Source organism: Massilia sp. ST3, from assembly GCF_018119405.1.
Lineage (GTDB): Bacteria > Pseudomonadota > Gammaproteobacteria > Burkholderiales > Burkholderiaceae_D > Telluria.
In genome coordinates this window covers 63,343-87,578 of record NZ_JAGPWC010000016.1, presented here as the reverse complement: position 1 = coordinate 87,578, position 24,236 = coordinate 63,343, and the positions used below count along the sequence as shown (strand labels likewise).

Below are 24,236 nucleotides of genomic sequence, written 5' to 3'. Positions count from 1 at the left end.
GGCGACGGCACCACCGGGGCCCGGGGGGCCGCACGGGGGCGCGCGGCCCGCCGGCGGATTGGCTTACCAGCCGAGGTCCCTCAGCAGCGGCACCGTCAGGTCATACGGCGGCTTGAGGTTGATGGTGAGGTCGCCGTTGATGCTCGGCTCCATCAGCAGGTTGGGTGAGGCGGTGACGTCCCAGTGCGATACCGACGAACCGCCCACCAGCGGGTTCGGCGTGTACAGCAGCGGACGGCGCGCCGCGTCGGCGCCGGACAGGCGCACCGGATCCTGGCCCAGGGTGACGGTCACCACGCCCGGCTTGCCGCGGCTGCCGTAGGGGACCGAGGCCGCCACCGCCGCCGCGAAGGCCTGGCCGTCGGCCAGCGACACGCCGATGGTCGGGATCTTGATCGCCGGATCCGAGCCGCCCACGGTGAAGGCGCCGGCCACGTTGTTGTGCACGATCACGCCGACGGCGCCCGCGTCCTGGGCGTTCTTGGCCTTGATCGCGAAGGTGCAGCCGCCGCGGCTGATCAGGGCGACCTTGTTCTTCACCGCCGCCGCATTGGCCGCGTCGAAGGCGCTGCAGCCCGGGCCCGCTTCGCCGGCCTGGGCCGCGATCGTGGCCAGGGCGCCCATCGTGGAGCCCGACTTCGGCGCCGGGCCAAAGCTGGCCGGGATGTAGTCGGCGGTGCGGTCATAGCCCGGCGCCGGCGCGGTGGCCTTGGCCAGGCCCACCGGCTTGAGCAGCTTGGGCGCGGCGCCGGCCGCGTTCGGTCCGATCCAGGCCAGCTGGAAGGGATTGACGGCCGAGGCGGCGCGCTCGGCGCTGTTCATCGCCAGCCAGGTCTTGCCGGCGGTGTTGTCGTACATGTGGCGTTCCCAGATGCTGGGCAGGCCGTTGTCGGTGAAGGCGGTGCCCTGGGCGTTCAGGCGCCGGCCGTTGCCGGTGCTGACCGTCATGACCGAGAAGCCCAGGCCGTGGCCCAGTTCGTGCAGCAGGGTCGCCACGAAATTCACCTGGGTGCCGGCATTGCCGTCCAGGCCCAGGTAGAAGGGGCTGCCGGCCAGGCAGTCGGGCTTGCCGAGGTTGATGTTGAACTGGGTCTTGATGTCGGCATTGCCGAAGCCGCTGCCGTCATCCGGGGTGCCGTCGCTGAGGTTGACCCCGGCCAGCTTGTTGGCCAGGGCTTGCGGGTACCAGGTGCCCGGGGCGCCGTTCGGGAAATCGTGCCAGATGTTCCAGGCGCCGGCGCTGCCCAGCACCGCGCTGGACGCGTTGCAGGTGAGCGGTTCCCAGCCGGCGCTGACGACGATGTTGATATTGCTGGCCAGGTTCTTTTCCCAGATGTCGGCAACGTAGCGGTAGACGTTCATGCGCTGCTGGCCGAGGGTGGTGCCGGGGTTGCCGCCGACCGGCGCCACCGGGGTTGGATCGTTGAAGCCGACGCCGGCCGGGTCGCGGCTGGTGATGGTGATCTTGGCCGCTTCGGCGGCGACGCAGCTGAGGGCGCAGGCGAGGGCAACCAGGGTATGGGCAGGTTTGACGATCATGATCACTCCGTATCCAGGTTGACCGCGTGGCTGTGGGGAACCGCCTTGGCCTCCTGGCCATGGGATTCGAGGCATTGCATCTCGAGCTTGCCGTCCGCCTTGCGCACGGCCATCGAGGAGCTCATGAACTCGTCGGTCAGGCGCGCTCCCTGGGCGCCGCTGGCGTGGTACTTCTGCAGCACCGGCTGGGGCGCGGCGCGCAGGGTGCGGCGCGCACTGGATGCCTGCAGCGCGGCGCGCTCGGCGGGCGTGGCGTCGCGCAGCTTGCCGGTCTCGGCATCGCGCACCACGGTGATGTTGTCGGCCGCCGGAGCGGTCTGGTCTTGCTGGGCCAGCGCCTGGCTTGACAAGCCGAGCAGGGCCAGGCCGGCGCCCAGCAGGCAGCGGCGGAATTGCACGTTCAGTGACATCACGTTCTCCTGGTTTGGACTACAGATGAAGTCGATCGTGTTGGTTTTTTCTGGTGCGGATCAGCTCAGGCAGACCGGGTGCGGCGGCGCGCGAGCGCGGCGCCGGCCAGGCCGATGCCGAGGATCATGACGGTCGTCGGCTCCGGGATGGCGCTGATGCGCAGCGTGTCGACCCCCACGTAGTTGGACAGGTCGGCGTCGCCGGTGTGCACGATGGCGAAGCGGCCGGTGGCGCCGGCGCCCTGGCCGCTGAGCTGGACGGTGATCTTGGTCCAGGCGTCGGTCGGCACGACGATCGGCCTGCCCAGGGTGAATGCATTGAGATCGGTGCTGCCGTTGCTGAAGCCGAAGGCCAGCTGGTCGAAGAAGCCTTCGAACTCGTCGCCGCGCACGAAGAAGGAGACCACGACGTTCATCGCGGTCGAGAACTCCGGCGTGATCAGCCAGTTCTCGATGGTGCCGCCGGGAGCGGCCACGTTGAAGTTGGAGGCGATATAGGCGTTGGGCGCGCCGAGGTGGGCCGGGAAGGTTTCGGGGTCGCCCTGGAACCAGGTGGCGACCGGGCCCGGAGGCTGGCTCTCGTTGTCCAGCACCCAGCCCTGGCCGGGCAGGGCCGCGACATTATTGAAGTCTTCGCTCAGCAGCACATCCGCCTGCGCGGTGCCCACGAACCCGGCGAACGCCAGGGCAACCAACACTGATCTTTTCATCTAGTACGCCTCCGATAGGTTGAACAGCGGAGCGACGCGGGACCTCGTACGGACGAACCGTTTCACCCCGGACATACTGCCGCAGCGGGATCGCCGTAGCGGACAGACATACCTAGAAGCATCAAACATGCCAAGAGGATAGAGGCTTGATTCTGTTAAAAAAATTTTAACGAATGGGCTGCAATCAGGAAAACGTGTAAGAAAATGTGACAGCACGGCATGGCCGTCCTGCACGCCGCCAGGACCGCCTCCCGGCGATATGAAAGCGGCAACGGGATAGCAAGATTTGACAAAACTGGCCATGCGAGTGCCGCCACAATGCGATCCACCAACAAAGAAAAGGCCTGGCCGTCCGCCTGTCGCGACCGGAAGGCTGAACAACAATCAAATCGACGTTTTTGGAGAGCACATGAACCAAGGGATGGCACGGCAGTACAAGCGCACCGCGATCGCGGGCGCGGTGGCGGTTTGCGCGATGGTGTCGGGACAGAGCTGGGCCCAGGAAAATAGCGGCCAGGCCGCGGCCGAACCGCAGACGGTGGTGGTGACCGGCGTGCGCGCCGCGCTGGAACAGTCGCTGCGCCAGAAGCGCAACGCCGACGCGGTGGTCGAGGTGGTGACGGCCGAGGACATCGGCAAGATGCCCGACAAGAACGTGGCCGACGCGATCCAGCGCCTGCCGGGCGTAAACACCCAATCCTCGGCCGGCGGCGAGGGCGGCTTCGGCGAAAACGACCGCGTCAGCCTGCGCGGCACCAGCCCCAGCCTGCAGCAGACCCTGTTCAACGGCCATGCGATCAGCACCGGCGACTGGTTCGTGCTGAACCAGATCGGCGGCAACGTCGGCCGATCGAGCAGCTTCTCGCTGCTGCCGTCCGAGCTGGTTGGCTCGATCGTGGTGCAAAAGAGCCCCACCGCCGACCTGGTCGAAGGCGGCGTGTCCGGCGCCATCAACGTGATCACGCGCCGTCCGCTCGACTTCCGCCAGCCGCTGACGGTGGAGGGCTCGATCCAGGCCAACTACAACGACCTGTCCGACCAGGCCGAGCCGCACCTGTCCGGGCTGGTGAGCTGGAAGAATGCGGCCAGCACCTTCGGCGTGCTGGTGCAGGGCTTCTCCGAGAAGGCCACGGTGCGCCGCGACGGCCAGGAGATCCTCGGCTACACCCCGATCAGCCCCACCAGCGCGGCCGCCGTCGCCAATCCCGCCCTGCGCGGCGTGGTGGTGCCGACCTTCATCGGCGCCAGCCTGTTCGAGCAGACCAAGAAACGCCAGGGCGGCGCCTTCGACATCGAGGCGCGCCCCGCAGCCGGCCTGAGCGTGGACCTGAACGGCTTCTACTCCAAGCTCGAAGCGCCGCACCAGAACACCAACTGGCTGGCGGCGCCGGCCAACTCGATCAACAGCATGAACCTGATCCCGGCCAATCCGGTCGTGCGCAACGGCACCCTGGTGGCGGCCTCCTTCGAGCGCAACGCGGGCGAGGTCGACAACATCTATCGTCCCGACGCCGGCGGCGAGTCCTGGTACCTGGACCTGAACGGCAAGTGGCGCGTCAGCGACCGCCTGACCCTGTCGGGCAAGCTCGGCAAGACCCATGGCGTGGGCTGGGACCGCGACGACGTCTATTACCAGAACAACGTCGACGGCGGCATGGTCTACGCGCTGAACGGCCTGTCCCCGGCCTCGGTCAGCTACCCGGGCGGCAATACCGCCTCGCCCGGCAGCACCGCCTGGGCCGGCGGCGGCGATGCGCAATCGGTCGACCAGGAAAAGTACGCCCAGCTCGACGGCCAGTGGCGCCTCGACCACCCGACCCTGCAGGCCTTCCGCTTCGGCGCGCGCTGGACCGACCACCACCGCACCGCCGAGCACCCGCTCGAAACCCGTCCGGGGCCGGTCGGCTTCAGCAACCCGGGGCCGGTCTGGACCGGCCAGATGTACCCGTCGGACTTCGCCAACGACCTGGGCGGCAATCTCTCGTCCAACTACTTCAAGTACGACGGCGCGGCCCTGGGCGCCTGGGGCGCGGTCCCGGGCAACCGCCTGCTCGACTACGTGCTGCGCCATAACTGGATGGACGAATTCCAGGTCGGCGAGAAGACCGCGGCGCTGTACGGCATGCTGGACTTCGGCGGCGACAACTGGAGCGGCAACGTCGGCCTGCGCGCCATCGAGACGCGCCAGACCACGGTCGTCAACCTGCCGGGCGGCCCGAGCCCGATCCTGGGCTCGGCCTTCGGTCCCTATACCCCGACCACCTTCAAGCGCACCTACCGCGACTACCTGCCGAGCGTGAACTTCAAGTACGAGGCGACGCCGGACCTGACCCTGCGCACCGCGCTGGCCAAGACCATCGCCCGCCCGGACTACAGCGCGCTGGGCGGCTCGGTCTCGCTCAACGACGACGCCCTGAGCGGCAGCGGCGGCAACGTCAACCTGGAGCCGGTGCGTTCGACCAACTTCGACGTCGGCGCCGAGTGGTACTACGCGCCCAAGGCGCTGCTGTCGGCGGGCTTCTTCTACATGGACCTGCGCTCGATCGTGGCCCAGGGCACCTCGACCGGCACTTACTACAACAACAAGCGCTCGGGCCTGGCCGAGTACCAGATCACCTCGCCCTTCAACACCGAAGGCACCAACAAGGGCGTGGAGCTGAGCTGGCAGCAGCCCTTCATGAACAACTTCGGCACCCTGGTGAACTTCACCCACGCCGACGGCGAACTGGAAGACGGCGGCGAGCTGCTCAACTCCTCGAAGAACACCTGGAACGTCACCGGCTACTACGAGAACGAGCGCTTCTCGGCGCGCCTGGCCTACAACTACCGTTCGCGCTACAAGGCGGGCGTGGACCGCGGCGCCAGCCAGCACGTGGCGGGCATGAAGAACGTGACGGCGTCGGTGAACGTGAAGCTGACCGAGCGCCTGACCCTGACCTTCGACGCGCTCAACCTCACCAACGAGACCATCCGGATGTACGCCGAAAACGAGGACCGCCCGCGCGCGTTCTACTCGAACGGCCGCACCTTCTACCTCGGCCTGCGCGGCAAGCTGTAAGCCGCTTGCGCCACCGCCGCGGGCCCCGGCCCGCGGCGCATCCCCCTCATTGCCACCACTGATACCGATGTCGACACCTCCCTCGTCCATGGACGTGGCGCCGGCCGCCGCGCCGGTCGCCATCTCCTGGGAATGCCTGACCAACACCGCGCGCGACGACCGCTTCCGTTCGCGCCTGGAGCTGGCCAACGTCTCCGCGCGGACCATCGCGCCCGGCTGGACGCTCTACTTCAACACCTGCCGCAAGGCGCTGGCGGCCAGCGTCAGCCCCGGCTTCGCCATCGAGCACATCAACGGCGACCTGTTCCGGCTCAGCATGACCGGCGGCGAACCCTGGTTGCCGCAGCAGCGCTACCGCGTCGAATACGATTCGCTGCACTGGGCGATCAGCGTCACCGACGCGCCGCTCGGCTTCTACCTGGTGCCCCAGGATGGCGCGCCAATCGACCTGGGCGACCCGGAGATCGCGCCCTTCGTGCGCGAGGAACAGCGCCGGCGCGCCGGCTTCGACCGTCTGCCGACCGAGGACGCCGCGCGGCGCCACCTGCGCAACGCCGGGCTGCGCGAGCTGCCGGAGGCGGAGATCGGGCGCATCACGCCGCAGCCGCGCTTCACCCGCTTCGGCGGCGGACGCTGCCGCCTGGCGCCGGGCGCGCCCGTGGTCCACGCACCGCAGCTGGCCGACGAGGCGGCGCTGCTGTCGGCCATGCTGGCGGCCCTGCCGGACGGTCCCCCGGGCGACACCGGCGTCGAGCTGCAGCTCGGCCAGGTGGCGCTGGAAGGCGCCTGCCAGGAAGCCTACGAACTCGAGATCACGGCGCGCCGGGTGCGGGTGCGTGGGCAGAGCGCGCACGGCGTCTTCAACGGCCTGCAAAGCCTGGCCCAGCTGCTGGAGGCGGACGGCGGCCTGCCGCTCGGCCTGGTATTGGACGAGCCGCGCTTCGCCTACCGCGGCATGATGCTCGACGTGGCGCGCCACTTCGCCCCCGTGCCGACGGTGCTGCGCCTGCTCGACTGCATGGCGGCCTATAAGCTCAACCGCTTCCATTTCCACCTGACCGACGACGAGGGCTGGCGCCTGGAGATCGCCGCGCTGCCGGAGCTGACGGAGATCGGTTCCCGGCGCGGCGTGGGACCGGATTGCCTGCCGCCGTCCTTCGGTTCCGGGGCCGCGGTGGAGACCTCGGCCGGCACGGGTTACTACAGCGCCGAGGACTTCGTCACCATCCTGCGCCACGCCAAGGCGCGCCACATCGACGTCATCCCCGAATTCAACATGCCGGGCCACGCGCGCGCGGCGGTGGTGGCGATGCGGGCGCGCCATGACCGGCTGCTGGCCGCCGGCGACCCCGAAGGCGCGCGGGCCTACCTGCTCAGCGACCCGGACGACCGCTCGGACTACGAATCGGTCCAGCTGTGGCACGACAACGTGATCTGCATCGCGCTGCCCTCGGTCGACCGCTTCATCGACACCGTGGTGGGCGAGGTGTGCGCCCTGTACCGGGCGGCCGGCGCGCCGCTGCGCGTGATCCACACCGGCGGCGACGAGGTGCCGGCCGGGGCCTGGCTCGCTTCCCCGGTGTGCCGCGCCAGGATGGCGATGGAGGGCTGGACCGGGGCCGCGCAGCTGCACGGCGACTTCGTGGCGCGCTGCCGCGCGATCCTGGCGCGCCACGGGGTCGAGTTCGCCGGCTGGGAGGAAACCGCGCTGGTGCACGTGGAAGGGGAGGGCATGCGCCCGAACCCCCGCTTCGCCGGCAGCGACTTCCACGCCTACGTCTGGAACAACGCCTGGGGTTCGGGCCAGGAGGACTGCGCCTACCGCCTGGCCAATGCCGGCTATTGCGTGGTGCTGTCCAACGCGGCCAACCTGTACTTCGACCTGGCCTACGCCAAGCATCCGGAGGAGCCGGGCTACTACTGGGCCGGCTTCGTCGAAACCCGGCATGCGTTCGCGTTCTGCCCGCTCGACGCGCTCGCCGGCGCGGAATCCGACGACATCGGCGATCCGATGGGGCGGCCGCTCGACCCCGGCCTGCGCGCCGCCATGCAGCCGCTCGACAAGCTGGGGCAGGGGCGCATCGCCGGCCTGCAGGGCCAGCTGTGGGGCGAGAACGCGCGCGACGCCGCGCGCATCGACTACCTGGCCCTGCCGCGCCTGATCGCGCTGGCGGAACGGGCCTGGTCGCCCGATCCCGGCTGGCAGCGCATCCCTGACGCGCGCGTGCGCGGCGCCGCGATCGAGACCGACTGGAACGAGTTCGCCAACCGCCTGGCGCGGCGCGAGCTGCCGCGCCTGGACCGCGCGCCCACGCCCTACGGCTACCGCCTGCCGCCGCCCGGCGTGGCGCTGCAGGACGGCGCGGCCCATGCCAATGTCGCCCTGCCGGGCTTGGCCCTGCATTACACTGTGGACGGTTCGGAGCCGGTGGCGGCCAGCCGGCGCTACGCGGCCCCGGTCGCGCTCGCGCCCGGCGCGCTGTTCCGCATCGCCAGCTTCGATACCCGCGGCCGCCGCAGCCGCATCGTCAGCCTGACCCTGGATACGCCATGACCGCCATGCACGACCTGCCCCTGAAAAGCCCTCCCGCCGCGGCGCGCCGCCATCCGCTGGCCTGGGTGCCGACCCTCTACCTGGCCCAGGGCCTGCCCTTCTATGCGGTGGCGCTGGTGGCGGGCCAGATGTTCAAGAGCATGGGCGTGCCGAACGACCAGATCGCGCGCTGGACCGGCGCCATCGGCCTGGCCTGGGCCTTCAAGGCGCTCTGGAGCCCCTTCCTGGAGCTGGCGCCCAGCAAGCGCCTGGCGGTGGTCGGCTTCCAGCTGCTGGGCGGCGCGGCCCTGGGCCTGGTCGCCCTGGCGCTGCAGCTGCCCGGCTGGTTCGCGCTGTGCATCGCGCTGCTGGCATTGGTGGCCCTGGCCTCCAGCAGCCATGACATCGTGGCCGACGGCATCTACATCGCCAACCTGAATGAGCGCGAACAGGCCGCCTATGCGGGCTACCAGGGCGCCTTCTTCAATGCGGCCAAGTTCCTGTCGCTGGGCGGGCTGCTGCTGCTGGCCGGCTACCTGGAGCAGCACGTGGGAACCGGGTTCGCCTGGACCACCGTGTTCGCGCTGCTGGGCGGCCTGCTGGCGCTGCTCGGCCTGTACCACCTGCGCGCGCTCCCGAGCGGACCGCGGGACAAGCCGGCCGGCGGCAAGGCCAGGGACGTCGCGGCGACCCTGGCCGACGTGATTCGCAGCTTCTTCGCCAAGCCCGGCATCTGGGTGGCGATCCTGTTCATCATCCTGTTCCGCGCGGGGGAAGGGCAGATCCAGAGCATCGGACCGCTGTTCCTGCGCGACGCGCGCGCCCTTGGGGGACTGGGATTGACGACCGCCGAAGTGGGCTTCGCCTACGGCACCGTCGGCACCGCGGCCTTCCTGGCGGGCAGCGTCGCGGGCGGCTACTTCACCGCCTGGCTCGGCCTGCGGCGCGCGATGCTCTGGCTGATCCTGGCCGTGAACCTGCCGAACGCCGTGTTCTGGTACCTGAGCGAGGTCCAGCCGGAATCGCTGGCCCTGATCACGGGCGCGCTCGGCGTCGAGATGTTCGGCTACGGCTTCGGCTTCGTGGGCGTGATCCTGTTCATCATGCAGGTGGTCGCGAGCGGCCGCTACCAGACCGCCCACTATGCGCTGGGGACCGGCTTCATGCAGCTGGGCTTCGTGCTGTCCAAGGTGGTCAGCGGCGACATCCAGCAGGCCCTGGGCTACCGCGGCTTCTTCCTGTGGGTGCTGGCGGCGGCGCTGCCGGTGCTGGTCTTGAGCAGGTTCATGCGGCTGGAGGCGCCGCCCGGCGCGGACACCAGCAACCCCGGCTAGTGTCCTGAATGGGAAGTTCGTTGATCAATCAATGGGGCGATTCGCCGCCTTCATTCAACGAATCTCCAAATCAGGACATTCAGCGCTTCTTGACCGGAAGGGCCAGCCAGCCCTGCCACTGCCCGTCCGCCGAACGCTCCACCTTCTGGATGTGGGGGCGGGTGCTGTCCAGGCGCCAGACCGCCTGGCGGTCCAGCCAGTCCTCGTACATCGAGCGGAAGCGCGGCCACTCGTGGCGGAATTCCAGCACCGCGTAGTTCCCGGCCGGGAGCACGCGCAGGCCCAGCTGGCGGTCCTCTTCCCCGGCCTGCGCCGCGGCGCCGAAACCGAAGTCGTAGCAGTACTCCTCCTCGCCGGTGAAGCCCGGATCCTCGTCGAACACTCCGTACCACGGACTGCCGGGCGGCAGGCCCGCGCGTTCGCGTTCGCAGATGAAGCTGTTGCAGGCGACCGACAGCGCGGCGCCCGACTGGCCGAAGAAACGCTGATAGCGCAGCTGCACGGCGGGGAGTGCGCGCACCGCGATGCGCGCCGCGATGCTGCCCGGTTCGGGCGGGCAGTAGGGCGCCAGGATCACTTCCAGGTTGCCGGGCTCCGCCACGAAGAAACTGACGTCGCTCTCGCGCCCTACCTGGGCGTCCATGTAGGCGCGCCAGCCGCCGTCGCGCCAGCGCTTGGCCGACATGCCGAACTGCTGCTTGAAGGCCTTGGAAAAGGCGGCGTTGCAAGGAAAGCCGCAATCCTGGGCGATGCGCCCGACCGCCACGTCCGGCTCGTGGCGCAGCAGGTGGGCGGCGCGGCGCAGGCGCCGCTTGCGCTGGTATTCGACGGCCGAGAAGCCGGTCAGCTCACGGAAGATGCGGTCGAAGTGGAAGCTGGAGTAGCTGGCCGAGGCGGCCAGGCTGTGGAGGTTGAGCGGATCGCCGACCGAGTCGAGCATCAGGTCCATCACTTCGTACAGGCGCGAGACCCGGGTCGGCGTACGCGCGGGCGCCCGGGCCGTCATGCGGCCCGCCCTTCCCGCGAAGGGGTCAGGCGCGGCGCGGCAAAGAGGACAGGGGCGGGACGGCTGGACATCGCATCGTGTATTGACTGAACTGCATCAATTATGCGGTCAAACGCGATGTCGTGGCGAAACAGGTGAGGCGCCGGCGCAACAGTCGGAAAGTTTTATGCGAGGTCGGGCAGCTCGGCGGCAAGGTCGCGCTGTTCCAGGCGCGCGGTCTTGATCGTGATCGCGCCGCCGCATTCCGAGCATACCTGGCCGGCGCGGGTCAGCTTGCCGCAGGTGGTGTGGCGCAGCTGCAGCGGCGAGCACAGCTCGGTGGGCATCCATTCCTCCGCATAGCGCATCAGTTCGAGCGCGATCGGCAGCAGCGCGAGGCCGGGCTTGGTCAGGCGGTAGACATAGCGCGGCGGGCGCTCCTGGTACATCACCTTGGCCACCAGGCCGTTCGCGACCATGCGCCCGAGGCGGTTGGAGAGGATGTTGGTGGCGGCGCCGGTCTTTTTCTGCAGCTCGTCGAATTTCTGCGGGCTTTGGAACAGCTCGCGCAGCAGCAGCATGATCCATTCGTCGCCGATCAGGTGGGCGGCCCGGCCAATCGGGCAGGCGGTAGTTGAACGGGTATCCATAATCCCTATTTTACATACTTGCAAATTGAAAGTCTATCGCTTAATATTCTACTCACTTGCAAAACGAAACCCAGTGAGCATGACACAGTTCGCCCCCACCAAAGGGGGAAAAGTTGTTAAAAAACCGCAACTAGTATGTATAAGAGTTGTCCCATCAGAAATTTTTCGGAACAATACTGCGATGAAAACAATATCGACCAAAGCGGATGAAACCCTGGCAGAGATCGTTGTGACGGCGCTCGACATCGCCATGGCGGAAGGCATCGCCCAGGTTTCGTTCGGCAAGGTGGCCAAGCGCCTGGGGATGAGCAAGAGCGGCGTGTTCTGCCGCGCAGGTTCCCTGCACAGCCTGCAACGCGCGGTGCTCGACGAATACGACCGCCGCTTCCTGAGCGACGTGGTGGCGCCGACGCGCGCCGCGCCGCGCGGCCTGCCGGCGCTGGAAGAACATGTACGCAAGCTGGCCCTGCGCGCGAGCGGGGCGGCGATGGGCGCGAGCTGCCTGTACATCGCGGGCGCCTTCGACGGCGCCGCGCTGGACGCGGCCCTGCACCAGCGCCTGCAGCACGGGCTGGCGCGCTGGCGCGCCCTGCTGGGCCAACTGGTGCAGGACGCGGTCGAGCTGGGCCAGCTCCCGCCCGGCACCAACTGCGACCAGCTGATCTTCGAGATCCACAGCCTGGTGGTCGGCATGGCCCACGACGCGCGTTTTCTCCGCGACGAGAGCATCGGCCAGCGCATGGTGCTGGCCTGCCGCCGGCTGCTCGCTTCCTACACCCAGGCGCCGGTCACGCTGCAGTAGGCGCGGCCCGAGGTCCCCGATTCCAACCACAGAGAAAGTCCCATCATGCTGAGCTATTTCCTGCTTTTGTCCGCGGCCGCCGGTATCGCCACGATGGTTTACGCGGCCCGTTTTGTCCACACGATCCCGAACCGCAACGAAGACTTCTCGGTCTTCCTGCTCGCCTAGATCGATCCCTGCAATCTCGTTTTTCCGAATAATCATAACTTCGCAGGACCAAAATGAACGATGTAACTGTGCTGAGCGCGATCGAACACCTGACGCAGGTCGGGACCCGACAACAACTGGCGGAATGGGCCGACGCCCACCTGATCGACAACAGCGGGGCCAGCAGCGTGCTGATCGGCTTCGGCCGCATGCAGCCGGAATTCTCGATGACGCCTTTCTTCGTGTCCTCGTCTTTCCCGGGCGCCCTGATCAAAACTTTCGATATCCAGGACCGCTATCTCACCATGCCGCTGCTGCACGAATCGCGCGCCGCGCGTTCGCCGGTGATGCAGGACCTGTGCCCGGACGGCGGCGGCGAAGCGCTGTGGCAGGCGATGTTCCGCCAGAAGGGCTTCTCGCGGGTGGCGGTGGCCGCCAACACCGAGGTGCGCGACGGCTCCACCACCTACCTGTGCATGACCGACCCCAAGGCCGGTGCCGCCCAGGAAGGCGAGTCGCTGCGCCGCAACCTGTCGATCATGACGCCGATCCTGCACAGCGTGCTGTCGCGCCTGGCCTTCGAGGAAAGCCAGAAGGAAAAGGACGATCCGGCCGCGGTGCTGACCCCGCGCGAGCGCGAGATCCTGGCCTGGATCCGGATGGGCAAGACCAATTCCGAGATTTCCTGCATCCTCGGCGTCGCGGTCTCGACCATCAAGAACCATGTGCAGCGCATCCTCATCAAGCTCCAGGTCAATAACCGGACGCAGGCCATCGCGAAATGTTTGCACTGAGGCCTGCACCGGCATCGCGTCTTACTCCGTGCGCGCCTGCCAGGCGCGGATCAGGGGCAGCGAATCCACGTCCCAGGGCCGGTAGCGTGGATTGAAGTAGTGCAGGAAATCGAGGGCGGTACGCGTGAGCACGCCGCGCCGCCCGAACAGATACGCGGCGAAACCCAGGTGGGCGCCCGGCTTGAACAGCAGGCCGTCCTTCCAGTACAGGTAAGTCATGCGCAGGACGATCCCCGGCAGCATGACCGCCGCCAGCAGCAGAACCATGCCCGCCACCTGCGCCACATAGCGTCCGCCCAGGAAGCGGAACACGTCGTAGCACACCGCCTTGTGCGCCAGCTCTTCCACGGCGTGCCATTCCCACAGCTTGAACATGGCCGGATCGCAGTCCGCGAACCAGGCGTCCGGCTCTTCCAGCCCGTATTGCGAGAACGCGGCGGTCCAGTGCTCGACCGCGACGAACAGCGCCAGGAACAGGCTGCGCGGCAGGCGCCGCGCGAAGAAGGTGAACAAGCCGCGCTCCCAGGCCTCGATCTTGGCCAGGCCCGGATAGTCGCGGTGCAGGCGCTCCACATTGAAGTGCGAGTGGGCAGTGCCGTGGGCCGCTTCCTGGTCGCAGAACTGGCGCACCTCGCGCGCCAGCTTCGGGTCGTGGATCTGGGCCACCAGCGGCATCAGGCTGCGGATGGCGCAGAACTCGATGTTGGGCAGCAGGCTCGACATCGTGTTCCAGAAATGGCTGCGCGGGGCCGAGCCGCCGTTCCAGCTGGCCGGCTCGCAGCCCGAAAAATCGAAGCGCGGCGTCGGGAAGGCCAATTCCACCGGGGTGCTGCTGTGGCAAATCTGCCTCATGCCGCCTCCCTTTGCGCGCCGCCGGCGCGGTAGGCGTCCAGGCGCGGATGGATCACGCGGCGCCACAGGAAGGGCACCAGGGTGAGCAGGAACAGCAGGGGGTAGGACAGCGGCAGGCGCGGGCTGTGCGGCGTGCAGCGCAACTCCCCATAGGGCTTGTTCGGATTGATGTGGTGGTCCGAGTGCTTCTGCACCGAGATCAGCACCAGGTTGCTGAAGGGGAGGTCGCAATCCCAGGCATGGCGTTCGGACACCGCTTCCATCCGCCCCTGGGCGTCGACGCGGCGCTCCAGGCCGTAGTGGCCGATGTAGTTCATCATTTCCAGCACCAGGATGCCGATCGCCGACTGGAGCAGGAAGAACACCAGGGATTCGGCGCCGAACAGCAGGGCGATGGCCGTGGCCCAGCCCAGGCTCATGCCGTACCCGAGCAGGTTCTCGAGCACGATCTTACGCCGGAACAGCGAGGCGCGCGCCACTTGCCCACCCTTTGGGCCCCACCAGCCGAACAGGTTGACCGCCACCGCGCCCGGCAGGAAGGCGTACAGCGACTGGCCGTACTTGGCCGAGGTCGGGTCGCGGTGGGTGGCCACCAGCAGGTGGTGGCTGTGCACGTGGGCCAGCTTGGCGCCCGAATAGATACTGGTCGAGAACAGCATGGTGCCGACCACGCGCTCGAAGCGGCTGCCGTGGTGGATCAGCTCGTGCGCCGGGTTCTGGGCGTACAGCGCCGACAGGATGCCGGCGATGAACAGCACCGTGCCGGACTCCCACCAGGCCAGTTCGTGGCTGGCGATGAACCAGGCGAAGAAAAAGATGTTGAAGACCTGCAGCGGAAGGCTGAGCAGGACGATCAGGAGCTCGCTCACCGGGCGATCCGGGGAGGGATCCGGGCGCTGCCTGCGCCTGCGCGCCGCCAAGGTGTCGGCCAGCGGCACCACGGCGAAGATGAAGGCGATCGCGGCCCAGGCGAAGGCAAGGTCCCCGTGCTCGCGCGACCACAGGAACCAGGTCGCGTACAGCACCAGCGCCGGCAGGAAGAATACAATGTATGGCGACATGGTCAGGTGGTCCGTCCTTACAGGCCGATGCGCTGCATCCTGGTCGCATGCTCCTGCTGGATCTGTTCCATCAGGATGTAGGCCTGGTCCTTCTCGGACACGTCGCGCATCTTGCGGCCCTGGAAGATCTCGATGTCGCCCACTTCGTCCATGTACTGGTCGGTCACCAGCTGGTAGAGGTGGATGTAGTGCGCGATCGAGGATTCGAACACCGCCGTCATCAGCTGGTGGAATTCGTGGGCCAGCTTGATCATGCGGTTGCGCGATTCGTCGCCCAGGCGGGTGTAGCGGCTGATGATGGCTTCGCCGAAGCGCACGTGGTGCACCTCGTCGGCGAAGGCGCCGCGGATCAGCTGGGTCAGGCTCGGATCGAACACCGACCAGTAGGCTGATTCGTAGCGGTAGACCGGGTAGGCCATGCCTTCCAGGACGATGTTGTGGGCCATCATGGCGGCCGCGAAGTCGCCCTTGTCGACCTGCTCGCAGATCAGGTCGTAGAAGGCGCGCAGCTCCTTGGTGGTCATGTCTTCCATCAGCTGGTCGCGCTGTTCCGGCGACACGCCGAACTGGGCCAGGCGCTGGCAGAACACCTCGTAGTGGCGCGACTCGTCGACCACCTGGGTGGCCAGGAAGATCTGCGAGGCTTCGTCCGGCGCGTGCTGCATCAGCTTGGCGATGCCGGTGTAGGAGATGCGCTCGGCGGTCAGGAAAGTGGCGATGTCGAGCTTGTAGATCTGGTTCACCAGCTTGTCTTCGTGCACGGCGCGGTGGGTCACGCCCACGCCCGGGCTGATGCCGTAGTTGGTGTCCTTCAGGGTGCGCCATGCCGCGCGGCCCAGCCAGTGCTGCACGTCGAAACGGGAGGCATCCCAGTCGTCCGCGCAGAATTTCTGCTGGGGGTCGATGGCGGTGGCGGCGGTGTCGATGGCCAGTGCCGGTGCGGTCATGTCGTTCATTGTGGTTTTCCTTGGGGATGTGCTGAAGTACTGCGCAGGGAGGTGCGGAACAGGTAGGCGCTGATGGCGCCGATGGCCAGGCATTCGCCCAGCAGGATGATGCGTGCGGTCGCGGCCTGCGGATCGGCCATCACGCCGACCGCGGTCACGGCCAGGCAGGCCAGGGTGGGCCAGACCACCAGCGGATGCAGGGGCTGGCGGATGCCGCGGCCGGCCGGCAGCTTGCGCATGCGGGTCCAGGCCAGCAGCACGCAGACGTAGACGGCGGCCAGGTGGAAGCTGAACAGCATGCTGAGCGACTCGGCCAGGGCCGGCATCGCCATCAGGGGCGCCATCGCCAGCACGCCCACCGATACCGCCAGCATGGCGTTGCGCGGCGCCAGGCGGTCGCCGTGGAGCTGGGCGAACCAGGCCGGCAGCTCGCGCTCGCGCGCCAGGCTGTACAGGATGCGCGCCGCGCCCGACAGGCCGACGTTGAAGGAACTCAGCACCGCCAGCAGGCCGACGATGGTGGCCAGGTACAGCGCCGCCGGCGAACCGAGGGTGCGCGCCAGCTCCAGGTGCGGCAGGGCCAGGCTGCCCAGGCTGCCCGCCGCGAAACGCGCCTGCAGGGCGGTGCCGAACACGCCGTAGAGCAGGGCGATCAGGGCCACCGCGCTGACCAGGGCAACCGGCAGGGTGCGGCGGAAGGATTCGTGGCGCGCCACGTACAGGATCGCCCACTCGACGCCGACGAACAGGAACAGGGCGCGCGGCACCGCGTCCAGCAGCTGGGCCGGCGTCGTGGCCGGCGCGGCGACGGGACCCGGCAGCGCCAGGGCAGCCAGGGCGACCATGGTCGCCGCCACCGCCACCGTCATCAGCACCTGCAGCTGCAGCGAGAGTTCGAAGCCGCGCAGGTTGACGAACAGGACCGATGCCAGCAGCAGCGCCAGCATGCCTTCCGCCACCAGGGGCGGCAGCACCTGCACCAGCATCCGGTGGCACAGGTAGACTTCCAGGCCGCCGATCAGGAGGACCATGGCCACGTAGAACAGGGTGGCGGCCAGCGAGAAGCGGTTGCCGAAGGCGGCCTTGGTGAAGGCGCGGATGCCGATCGCGCCGGGAAAGCGCGAGGACAGTTCGGCGAAGGCCAGCACCACCACCGCCATGCACAGGCCGGCGATGCCGAGGGCGCCGAACAGGAAGCCGCCGCCGGCATACGGGAAGAGCGAGACCAGCACCGTGTTGCAGCTGATGGTGATCGCCATGCCGGCGCCGACGGCGACCAGCATGACGGCTTCGCGCAGGCTCTTCACTTCAAATGCCCCACAGGATCAGGGCGATGGCGTCCAGCTTGACCTGGTCGCTCATCGGGCCGTAGATCTCGATCAGGCCGTCGTTGTTGGCGCGGATGCCGTTGATGCGGCCTTCGAACACGGCGCGGATGGTGGCCGCGTCGCCCACGATACGCATCGAGCAATCGTCGTTGGCGGCCGGTTCGGCGCGTTCGATGGCCTGGATGGTCCCTTCCTTGACGCGCAGGCGCCAGGAGGTCGCGGTGTCGCTTTCCTCCAGGGCGACGTCGGTGTTCCAGCCTTTGACGATGCGCTGGATCTGGGCGTTGCCGTTGACCTGGTTCTTGAAATTGTCGAGTACGTCGAGCATGGGAATTCCTGTTCTTGTTGGGCTTATTGGGCGGCCTGGCGGCGTTCGAGCTGCCAGATCGCCGATTCGTCTTCGTTCCAGTCGCTGGCGCCGCTGTAGTGGCGGCGCGCATGCAGCAGGCGCTCGTCGTTGGCTTCCAGGCCGGCGGTGGGCGGGTTCTTGCTGCGCGGGGCGTCGTGCACCCGTCCGCCGGTGCGGCACACCACGTCGAACAGCACGGCCGGCGGGGTGATCGTGAACCAGCGCGTCTCGTTCCAGTGGTGGTGGCCCATGTGCTGGCGCCGGATATAGCGCATCACCGGACCCGGTTCGTAGGGCGAGTGCACGATCAGGTGCCACCACTCGAACATCAGGTAGCCCAGCATCAGGCCGGTGCACAGGGCCGCCGTATGCCACACGTCACGGGTCACCGCGTAGAACAGCGCCACGTTCAGCAGCAGCGCCGGCAGGGTGTACCAGGTCGGCGTGAACAGCAGGTCCAGGCGGCGCGGCTTGTCGTGGTGGCCCAGGTGCAGGCGGTACAGCAGCCGGTACAGGAAGCGGTTGCGCGGGATTTTCCCGTGGAATACCCAGACGTGGCTGAAGTATTCCTCGGGCAGGTAGACCGCCCAGCCGATGGCCCCGTAGAGCAGCGCTTCCCAGGCGTCCAGGTGCAGGAAGGAAGCGATGCCGCAGCCGATCGCCAGCACGCCGTAGAACAGCACGCTGTGGTCGGAGAGGTAGGCGCGCCGCAGCGCGCCGAGGTAGATGGCTTGTGCGCTCATTGTCGGTCGAGCCCCGCTCATGGGTTCAGGTTGGCGATGCTCTTCTCGGCGAAGCCCGCCGCCTGCAGGTCCAGTTCCCCCTCGGTGGTGGCGATGCAGTCCGAGAAGCCGTGCGACAGCGCCAGCTTGTAGATGCGCAGCGACTGGTCGTAGGGGATCCGGTTGCCCAGGCTGTACGACTGCTTGGCCCCGCTCATGGACAGCGCTACCGTCTCCGACAGGCAGGCCAGGTTCAGGGTCGCGTCGAAGCCGAGGATGTTGGCGCGGCCGAACTTGTAGGGCTCGACGAAGCGCACCACGCCGCCTTCGAAGACCAGCACGTCCGGACGCTCCTCGCGCACGTTGGCCTTGAGGTCCGGCGGGCGCGCCGCGTCGCACACCACGGCCGCGTCGCGCAGCCAGGCCGGTTCGATGAAGCTGCGGCCGACGCTGGTGGCCGACAGCACGCCGTTGGCGTTGCGGATCACCTGCTCGATGTCGACCGAGACCTCGATCGGGGCAGGGGACGGCAGGTTCTCCTCGACGATGCGGCGCACCGCGCGGTAATCCGGGGCGCCGTCGCGCAGCACGATCTGGTTGACCCGCGCGATGACGGTCAGCGGCTCCGCCAGGTGGGTGCGCAGGTACTGGGCCAGCCCGATGGTCGAGCCGCGCTGCATCTGCATCAGCGCCTGGGCATAGATCTCGCCGGCGATCTCGCCGAGCTGGTCGATCGCCTGGGCGTTGGCCGAGTTGCCGACCAGGATCAGGGACGCGTAGTAGGTCGACAGGTGGATCGCCGCCAGGCGGCCCACCGAGCCGGAGGCGCCGATCACCGCCACGCGGGCGTCGAAGCGGCTCTGGCCGGTCGCCACCAGGGCCTTGTGCAGGCTCTCGGCGCTGGCGATCGCGGTGAAGCTGTTGCCGGTGGTGATGGGGATGCCGGCGTCGGCGATGTCCATGCCGCCGCGCGAGATGATCGAGGTGAAGGCGCCCAGGCCGACGATGTCGGCGCCGACCGACTTGGCCGCCTCGACGTATTGCTCCAGCAGGCGCATGCGATGGGCCTTGGGCAGGCGCATCATGCGTTCCGGCGGCAGCGGGCAGGCAATCAGCCAGCCTTCGACATAGCCGCCCAGCTTCGACTCGATGCGCGGCGCATGGAATACCGGCGCCGGCTCGTAGCGGCGCGAGAACCAGCTCGCCATCCACTCCTCGAATTCCTTCTTGTGCGGCTCGTCCAGGTCGATGATCGAGCGCGGCATGATGTTCAACAGGTCTTCGCTCGAGGTCGGGTGGATCAGGAAGGCGAAGCTGCCTAGGCGCTCCGGCATCTTGCCCTCGACCGCGCCGTTCGGCACCAGGGCGATGTCGGCCGAGGCCTTGCCGGAGTAGCTCAGTTCTTCCGGCTGGCGGCCGACCAGGTAGGACAGCAGGCTGGAGAACTGCTTGCAGCGGATCAGGTGGGCGCATTCGTCCAGCGAGGCCAACAGGCGCTCGATGTGCTCGCGCTCGATGATCAGGGGCGGCTCGATACGCAGCAGGTCGGGGCGGTTGAACAGCGGCGCCACCACGATCTTCGACACGTTCACCAGGTAGCCGCAGATCAGGGGCACGATGTAGCCCTGCACGCTGGCGTGGGCCAGGAAATAGCTTTCGTGGCCGGTGAAGGGCTTGATGCGCAGGCTGTGCATCAGGCCCTTGCCCTGGTGCTGGCTGAACACGTCCGGGTATTTCTCGACCAGGGCGTCCAGGCCCGCGTCCAGCACGGCGGCCATGTCGTCGACGTGGCGCAGCAGGGCGCCGTCGTTCTGGCGCAGCTGCTCCAGGGTGGACAGCGCCACGCGGCAGCCGACCTGGTTGTTGGCGAAGGTCGAGCTGTGGTAGTAGCCGAAGGCTTCGCTCCAGGCGGCCTTGGTGCACAGGGTGGCGCCGATCGGCACCAGGCCGCCGCTCAGGGCCTTGGACAGGCACACGATGTCGGGACGCACGCCGGGCACGCGCTTGATCGAGAAGTATTCGCCCAGGCGGCCCAGGCCGGTCTGGATCTCGTCCACGATCAGCATGGCGCCGTGCTGCTTGCACAGGGCGGCCACGCGCTGGATGTAGGCGTCGGACAGCGGCTGCATGCCGCCTTCGCCCAGCACGGTCTCGAGGATGAAGCCGGCGATCTCGTGCTCGGCGAAGGCCGCTTCGAGCTGGTCGAAGTCTTCCGGCTCGACTTTCACGCTCTGGGCGGTGCTGACCAGGAAAGGCTCGCTGTAGACAGGATTGCCGGTCACGGCCAGGGCGCCGGCAGTCTTGCCGTGGAAGCCCAGGTGCAGGCTGACGATCTTTTCGCGCAGGGTGGCGGAGCGCGCCATCTTGAGCGCCGCCTCGACCGCCTCGGCGCCGCTGTTGGTGAAGACGGCGTGGGCGAAGTTGTATTCCGGCTCGAGCTGGGTCAACTCGCGCGCCAGCTCCTTGGCGGCGCGGGTGTAGAAGGGCTGCACCATGGACGGCTCGCCGCGGCCGGCGCACAGGGCGTCCCAGGACTGGGACGGATTGTGGCCGAAGGGCACGGCGCCGTACTGGGCCAGGAAGTCGAGGTACTGGTTGCCGTCCTCGTCGAACAGGTACACGCCGTCGCCGCGGACCATGGTCTTGTCGAACTGGATGTGCCTGAGCAGGAAGTCCCGGTCCGGGTTCAGGTGACTGGTTGCGCTTGGTTTCATGGGTTGAACTGTTTTCCGAGATAGGTGAGGACGATGGCGACGGTGCCGGCGCCGGCGCTGAAGAACATCGATACGCGGTAAGCGAAGAAGATCGCCGCCTTTTCCGAGTCGAGCGCGAAGAACGCGCGCGGCCACAGCACCAGGCTGCCGTACAGGTGGCAGGCCAGCATCAGGAGCAGGCAGGCGCCCTTGGCGATGGCCAGCGGCGAGGTCGGTGCGACGGGACCCGTCAGCGACAGGGCGATGCCGGAGCCGAGGGTCAGGGCGATCAGGAGGTAGAGCAGGGGCGCGGCGCGCGTGCCCTGGGCCTGCATCAGTTCGCCGTAGCGCACCGGGCCCTGCGCCTTGTACATCGGGAACAGCAGGGTCAGGTTGAAGTACATGGCGCCGATCCACGACAGCATCGCGATGACGTGGACCAGGACCAGCAAATCGTAGAAGGTAACCGCAGTGATCATCGCAACCCCGTTCAGACCGCGCAGACGTAGCTCATCGGCTCGATGCGGATGTCGTCCTTGTGGTGCGTGCACAGGCAGCCGTCCGCCTTGTCGACGCCGAGCAGCGAGAACTCGTTGTTCAGGGCGTCGATGCGCAGCATCTTGCCGGCCAGGTTCTCGCCGATGCCGAGCAGCAGCTTGATCGTTTCCACGGCCTGGAGCAGGCCGACCACGCCCGGCAGCACGCCCAGCACGCCGGCTTCGGCGCAGGACGGCGCCATCTCGGGCGGCGGCAGTTCCGGGTACAGGCAGCGGTAGCAGGGCTCGTCCTCGCCGGCGGCGAAGGTGGTGACATAGCCTTCGAAGCGGTAGATCGCGCCGTGCACGTTGGGGATGCCCAGCTTGACGCAGGCGTCGTTGACGATGTAGCGGGTCTTGAAGTTGTCCGAGCCGTCGACCACCAGGTCGTAGCCGGCCAGCAGTTCGAGCGCATTGGTCTCGTCCAGCAGCACCGGGTGCTTGATCACCTTGACCTGGGAGTTCAGGCGGCGGATCGAGGCCTCGGCCGAATCGACCTTGAGCTTGCCCAGCTGGTCTTCGCCGTGGATGATCTGGCGCTGCAGGTTGCTGCTCTCGACCACGTCCGGATCGACGATGCCGATGGTGCCGATGCCGGCCGCCGCCAGGTAGAGGGCGGTGGGCGAACCCAGGCCGCCGGCGCCGAGCAGCAGCACGCGGCTGTTCATCAGACGCAGCTGGCCCTGTTCACCCACTTCCGGAATCAGGAGGTGGCGCGAATAGCGCTCGCGCGCCTGGGGGCTGAGCTGTTGCGGCACGCGCACCGCCAGGCCGGCTTCCTTCCAGCCCTTGAAGCCGCCGCGCACGCTGTAGACCTTGGTGTAGCCCAGGTTCTGCAGGCTCTCGGCCGCGAACAGCGAGCGCAGGCCGCCGGCGCACAGCACGGCCAGCGGCTGGTCGAGGTCCTGCGCCAGGTGGTGCACGTTGAGTTCCAGCTGGCCGCGCGCCAGGTGTACCGCCTGTTCGGGCATGCCGCCCTTGATTTCCTCGCCGTCGCGCACGTCGATCAGCAGGGCGCCTTCGCTGGTGACCATGCGCAGCGCCTGCTCCGGCGAGATCTCGGTCATGGCCTGGCGCAGGTAGGCCGCGCGTTGTTCGTAGCTCATGCTCAGCCTCCTGCGAAGGCGGTGACGATGTCCAGCTTGCCGCCCTGGGACAGGGAGGTCTGCAGGCCGCCGGTCTTGGCGATGTGCTTGCCGTCGACATAGACGTTGATGTACTTCTTCGGCGCGCTGCGGTCGGCTTCCAGCAGGCGCTGCGACATCGACGGCTCGATCTCGTCCAGCTTGAGCAGGGCGTCCAGCACGGTGTCGGCATGGCATTGGATCGAGGTGGCCCCCTTGGCGAACTTGCGCAGCGGGATCGGCAGGTGTACGTAGACAGTGCTCACAGAGACTCCATTCGTTTTGAAGAGGCGAGACCCAAGGGGCGGGAACCCGAAAGGCTGCGTTGTATTGTTGGTTTTCCGGGAATGGATTATTTCCCTGTTGCCAAGTCTTGGATATAAGCCGGTTAGCCAGTGCCATGCACCCGGTTAGAGAGGACTAGTCCCCTCAGACTATTTTCCCGTTGCCCTGACGCAGCTAGTCTTCGGGTTGGTCCGGACCCGCGCCATGTCCATGGCAAGGCGGCGTCCGGAAAAGCAAAGAACGGGAGAATCGATGTTAGGTTTGTTTCGTAAGAAGCCCAGGGAAGTCGCCAGGTTCGCGGTGAAGTTTCAACCAAGCAACACCGTGCTCGAGCTCAAGCAAGGCGACAACCTGCTCGAGGCGGCCTTGCAGCAGGGTGTGGCGGCGCCCTACAACTGCCGCGTCGGCGCCTGCAAGACCTGCCAGATCCGGGTCCTGGAAGGGCAGCCGAAGTCCCTGATCGAACGCGAATACGTGTTCTCGCAGGAGGAAATCGCGGGCGGCGCCTACCTGGCCTGCCAGACTTCGGTGCAGTCCGACATGGTGGTGGCCTGGCATGCGGGCGCCATCGAGGAAACCGCGACCCTGAACGCGCGCCTGGTCGAGGTGCGCCGCATGACGGCGCGCATCCACCGGGTGCAGCTGCGCCTGGATGCGCCGCTGTCCTGGCGCGCCGGGCAGTTCGCGCGCCTGGTGCCGGCCGGGATGCCGGTCGATCCGCGCTGCTACTCGATGGTCGCGTCCGGCGACAACGAGCAGCTGATCTCCTTCGACATCACCCATTACCCCGACGGCGCGGTCTCGTCCTGGATGACCGACACGGCCAACCTCGGCAAGGACGTGCTGGTCGAGGCGCCGTTTGGCGAGTTCGGCATCGGCGAAACATCGTCCAAGGACAAGCCGGCCCCGCTGCTGTGCATCGCTGGCGGCAGCGGCCTGGGCGCCATCGGCGGCATCATCGCCGGCCATGCGCGCAGCATGGATGGCGGCGGTCCGCATGGCGGCCAGCCCGCCCCGGTGCTGCTGGTGATCGGCGCGCGCGACCGCGGCGAGATGTACGGCCTGGACGAACTGCGCCGCGTGGCCGACAGCGCCCGGGTCCCGCTCCAGATCGACGTCGTGCTCGACCGCGAGCCAGGCGACAGCGGCTGGCAGGGCCGGCGCGGCTACGTCGCCGAGCACCTGCCGCAGATCCTGCGCCAGGCGGCCCAGGGCGACCCGCGCTTCTCCCAGCCGGACGAGGCCTGGCGCGTGCTGCTGTGCGGTCCGACCCCGCTGGTGGACACCGCGATCGACGCCCTGAAGGGGGTCGGCATGCAGGCCGGCCAGATGGCCTTCGACAAGTACGAACAGCAGCGCGCCGCCTGACGGCGGCCT

22 protein-coding genes are annotated in these 24,236 nt (G+C 67.8%); 7 read left to right on the top strand and 15 right to left on the bottom strand.

Features of this window, described 5'->3' with window-relative positions; genetic code table 11:
- Positions 1-63: 63 nt before the first annotated feature.
- From KBW98_RS07785 to KBW98_RS07775, 3 genes are all read right to left on the bottom strand, one after another.
- A complete protein-coding gene (locus KBW98_RS07785; RefSeq protein WP_211519552.1) occupies positions 64-1,539 on the bottom strand; it encodes a PA domain-containing protein in 1,476 nt (491 codons plus the stop codon).
- Between the two features lie 2 nt (positions 1,540-1,541).
- Positions 1,542-1,949 (bottom strand): post-PEP-CTERM-1 domain-containing protein, encoded by a 408-nt coding sequence (locus KBW98_RS07780; protein WP_211519551.1) that lies wholly within the window; start codon positions 1,947-1,949, stop codon positions 1,542-1,544.
- 65 nt (positions 1,950-2,014) lie between these two features.
- The gene (locus KBW98_RS07775) at positions 2,015-2,659 is read right to left on the bottom strand and encodes a choice-of-anchor J family PEP-CTERM protein (protein ID WP_211519559.1); all 645 of its coding nucleotides are present in this window, start codon (positions 2,657-2,659) and stop codon (positions 2,015-2,017) included.
- 409 nt (positions 2,660-3,068) lie between these two features.
- Between KBW98_RS07775 and KBW98_RS07770 the strand changes: the two genes are divergently transcribed.
- The 3 genes from KBW98_RS07770 (at position 3,069) to KBW98_RS07760 (ending at position 9,584) form a co-directional block, all read left to right on the top strand.
- Positions 3,069-5,717 carry a TonB-dependent receptor gene (locus KBW98_RS07770; RefSeq protein WP_229429048.1) on the top strand — a complete coding sequence of 883 codons (2,649 nt, stop codon included), beginning with the start codon at positions 3,069-3,071 and terminating at the stop codon, positions 5,715-5,717.
- A gap of 67 nt (positions 5,718-5,784) precedes the next feature.
- Complete coding sequence (locus KBW98_RS07765) at positions 5,785-8,271, top strand: family 20 glycosylhydrolase (RefSeq protein WP_229429047.1); 2,487 nt, start codon at positions 5,785-5,787, stop codon at positions 8,269-8,271.
- On the top strand, positions 8,268-9,584 hold the full coding sequence (locus KBW98_RS07760) for an MFS transporter (protein WP_211519550.1): 1,317 nt from the start codon (positions 8,268-8,270) through the stop codon (positions 9,582-9,584). Before KBW98_RS07765 ends, KBW98_RS07760 begins: the two co-directional genes overlap by 4 nt.
- Positions 9,585-9,663: 79 nt before the next feature.
- Here KBW98_RS07760 and KBW98_RS07755 read toward each other — a convergent pair whose 3' ends face one another.
- Entirely contained in the window at positions 9,664-10,590 is a 927-nt protein-coding gene (locus KBW98_RS07755; protein ID WP_211519549.1) for a helix-turn-helix domain-containing protein, read from the bottom strand.
- A gap of 164 nt (positions 10,591-10,754) precedes the next feature.
- Positions 10,755-11,219, bottom strand: a complete 465-nt coding sequence (locus tag KBW98_RS07750) for a helix-turn-helix domain-containing protein (protein ID WP_211519548.1) — start codon at positions 11,217-11,219, stop codon at positions 10,755-10,757.
- A gap of 181 nt (positions 11,220-11,400) precedes the next feature.
- Between KBW98_RS07750 and KBW98_RS07745 the strand changes: the two genes are divergently transcribed.
- Genes KBW98_RS07745 through KBW98_RS07740 form a run of 3 tightly spaced genes read left to right on the top strand, consistent with a single transcriptional unit; the run spans position 11,401 to position 12,962 of the window.
- Positions 11,401-12,021, top strand: coding sequence for a TetR/AcrR family transcriptional regulator (locus KBW98_RS07745; RefSeq protein WP_211519547.1), 621 nt, complete (start codon positions 11,401-11,403; stop codon positions 12,019-12,021).
- 45 nt (positions 12,022-12,066) lie between these two features.
- Positions 12,067-12,189, top strand: a complete 123-nt coding sequence (locus KBW98_RS24055) for a hypothetical protein (protein WP_267876129.1) — start codon at positions 12,067-12,069, stop codon at positions 12,187-12,189.
- A gap of 53 nt (positions 12,190-12,242) precedes the next feature.
- The gene (locus KBW98_RS07740; protein ID WP_211519546.1) at positions 12,243-12,962 is read left to right on the top strand and encodes a helix-turn-helix transcriptional regulator; all 720 of its coding nucleotides are present in this window, start codon (positions 12,243-12,245) and stop codon (positions 12,960-12,962) included.
- 21 nt (positions 12,963-12,983) lie between these two features.
- Here the strand turns inward: KBW98_RS07740 and KBW98_RS07735 are convergent, their stop codons facing one another.
- The 10 genes from KBW98_RS07735 to KBW98_RS07690 are packed head-to-tail and all read right to left on the bottom strand — an operon-like array spanning position 12,984 to position 22,840.
- Entirely contained in the window at positions 12,984-13,814 is an 831-nt protein-coding gene (locus KBW98_RS07735) for a metal-dependent hydrolase (protein WP_211519545.1), read from the bottom strand.
- Complete coding sequence (locus tag KBW98_RS07730; protein ID WP_211519544.1) at positions 13,811-14,875, bottom strand: fatty acid desaturase; 1,065 nt, start codon at positions 14,873-14,875, stop codon at positions 13,811-13,813. The genes KBW98_RS07735 and KBW98_RS07730 overlap by 4 nt, the downstream gene beginning before the upstream one ends.
- 17 nt (positions 14,876-14,892) lie before the next feature.
- Positions 14,893-15,831, bottom strand: coding sequence for a Phenylacetic acid catabolic protein (locus tag KBW98_RS07725; RefSeq protein WP_211519543.1), 939 nt, complete (start codon positions 15,829-15,831; stop codon positions 14,893-14,895).
- Positions 15,828-17,129 carry an APC family permease gene (locus tag KBW98_RS07720; protein WP_211519542.1) on the bottom strand — a complete coding sequence of 434 codons (1,302 nt, stop codon included), beginning with the start codon at positions 17,127-17,129 and terminating at the stop codon, positions 15,828-15,830. The genes KBW98_RS07725 and KBW98_RS07720 overlap by 4 nt, the downstream gene beginning before the upstream one ends.
- A 1-nt stretch (position 17,130) precedes the next feature.
- A complete protein-coding gene (locus tag KBW98_RS07715) occupies positions 17,131-17,478 on the bottom strand; it encodes a hypothetical protein (RefSeq protein ID WP_211519541.1) in 348 nt (115 codons plus the stop codon).
- 23 nt (positions 17,479-17,501) lie between these two features.
- Positions 17,502-18,242 (bottom strand): hypothetical protein, encoded by a 741-nt coding sequence (locus tag KBW98_RS07710; protein WP_211519540.1) that lies wholly within the window; start codon positions 18,240-18,242, stop codon positions 17,502-17,504.
- Between the two features lie 17 nt (positions 18,243-18,259).
- Positions 18,260-20,935: an aminotransferase class III-fold pyridoxal phosphate-dependent enzyme gene (locus KBW98_RS07705; protein WP_211519539.1), complete on the bottom strand. Its 2,676-nt coding sequence runs from the start codon at positions 20,933-20,935 to the stop codon at positions 18,260-18,262.
- Positions 20,932-21,393 (bottom strand): hypothetical protein, encoded by a 462-nt coding sequence (locus tag KBW98_RS07700; protein WP_211519538.1) that lies wholly within the window; start codon positions 21,391-21,393, stop codon positions 20,932-20,934. The genes KBW98_RS07705 and KBW98_RS07700 overlap by 4 nt, the downstream gene beginning before the upstream one ends.
- Before the next feature lie 11 nt (positions 21,394-21,404).
- Positions 21,405-22,556, bottom strand: coding sequence for a molybdopterin-synthase adenylyltransferase MoeB (moeB, locus tag KBW98_RS07695; RefSeq protein WP_211519537.1), 1,152 nt, complete (start codon positions 22,554-22,556; stop codon positions 21,405-21,407).
- A gap of 2 nt (positions 22,557-22,558) precedes the next feature.
- On the bottom strand, positions 22,559-22,840 hold the full coding sequence (locus tag KBW98_RS07690; RefSeq protein ID WP_211519536.1) for a MoaD/ThiS family protein: 282 nt from the start codon (positions 22,838-22,840) through the stop codon (positions 22,559-22,561).
- Positions 22,841-23,159: 319 nt separating this feature from the next.
- On the opposite strand from KBW98_RS07690, the gene KBW98_RS07685 reads away from it, so the two are divergent.
- Positions 23,160-24,227 (top strand): 2Fe-2S iron-sulfur cluster binding domain-containing protein, encoded by a 1,068-nt coding sequence (locus tag KBW98_RS07685; protein WP_211519535.1) that lies wholly within the window; start codon positions 23,160-23,162, stop codon positions 24,225-24,227.
- Positions 24,228-24,236: the final 9 nt, after the last annotated feature.

Bases quoted from the DNA above. Each gene is read 5' to 3' on its own strand.
- KBW98_RS07785 (WP_211519552.1), bottom strand. From the start codon at position 1,539: ATGATCGTCAAACCTGCCCATACCCTGGTTGCCCTCGCCTGCGCCCTC.
- KBW98_RS07780 (WP_211519551.1), bottom strand. From the start codon at position 1,949: ATGTCACTGAACGTGCAATTCCGCCGCTGCCTGCTGGGCGCCGGCCTG.
- KBW98_RS07775 (WP_211519559.1), bottom strand. From the start codon at position 2,659: ATGAAAAGATCAGTGTTGGTTGCCCTGGCGTTCGCCGGGTTCGTGGGC.
- KBW98_RS07770 (WP_229429048.1), top strand. From the start codon at position 3,069: ATGAACCAAGGGATGGCACGGCAGTACAAGCGCACCGCGATCGCGGGC.
- KBW98_RS07765 (WP_229429047.1), top strand. From the start codon at position 5,785: ATGTCGACACCTCCCTCGTCCATGGACGTGGCGCCGGCCGCCGCGCCG.
- KBW98_RS07760 (WP_211519550.1), top strand. From the start codon at position 8,268: ATGACCGCCATGCACGACCTGCCCCTGAAAAGCCCTCCCGCCGCGGCG.
- KBW98_RS07755 (WP_211519549.1), bottom strand. From the start codon at position 10,590: ATGACGGCCCGGGCGCCCGCGCGTACGCCGACCCGGGTCTCGCGCCTG.
- KBW98_RS07750 (WP_211519548.1), bottom strand. From the start codon at position 11,219: ATGGATACCCGTTCAACTACCGCCTGCCCGATTGGCCGGGCCGCCCAC.
- KBW98_RS07745 (WP_211519547.1), top strand. From the start codon at position 11,401: ATGAAAACAATATCGACCAAAGCGGATGAAACCCTGGCAGAGATCGTT.
- KBW98_RS24055 (WP_267876129.1), top strand. From the start codon at position 12,067: ATGCTGAGCTATTTCCTGCTTTTGTCCGCGGCCGCCGGTATCGCCACG.
- KBW98_RS07740 (WP_211519546.1), top strand. From the start codon at position 12,243: ATGAACGATGTAACTGTGCTGAGCGCGATCGAACACCTGACGCAGGTC.
- KBW98_RS07735 (WP_211519545.1), bottom strand. From the start codon at position 13,814: ATGAGGCAGATTTGCCACAGCAGCACCCCGGTGGAATTGGCCTTCCCG.
- KBW98_RS07730 (WP_211519544.1), bottom strand. From the start codon at position 14,875: ATGTCGCCATACATTGTATTCTTCCTGCCGGCGCTGGTGCTGTACGCG.
- KBW98_RS07725 (WP_211519543.1), bottom strand. From the start codon at position 15,831: ATGAACGACATGACCGCACCGGCACTGGCCATCGACACCGCCGCCACC.
- KBW98_RS07715 (WP_211519541.1), bottom strand. From the start codon at position 17,478: ATGCTCGACGTACTCGACAATTTCAAGAACCAGGTCAACGGCAACGCC.
- KBW98_RS07710 (WP_211519540.1), bottom strand. From the start codon at position 18,242: ATGAGCGCACAAGCCATCTACCTCGGCGCGCTGCGGCGCGCCTACCTC.
- KBW98_RS07705 (WP_211519539.1), bottom strand. From the start codon at position 20,935: ATGAAACCAAGCGCAACCAGTCACCTGAACCCGGACCGGGACTTCCTG.
- KBW98_RS07700 (WP_211519538.1), bottom strand. From the start codon at position 21,393: ATGATCACTGCGGTTACCTTCTACGATTTGCTGGTCCTGGTCCACGTC.
- moeB (WP_211519537.1), bottom strand. From the start codon at position 22,556: ATGAGCTACGAACAACGCGCGGCCTACCTGCGCCAGGCCATGACCGAG.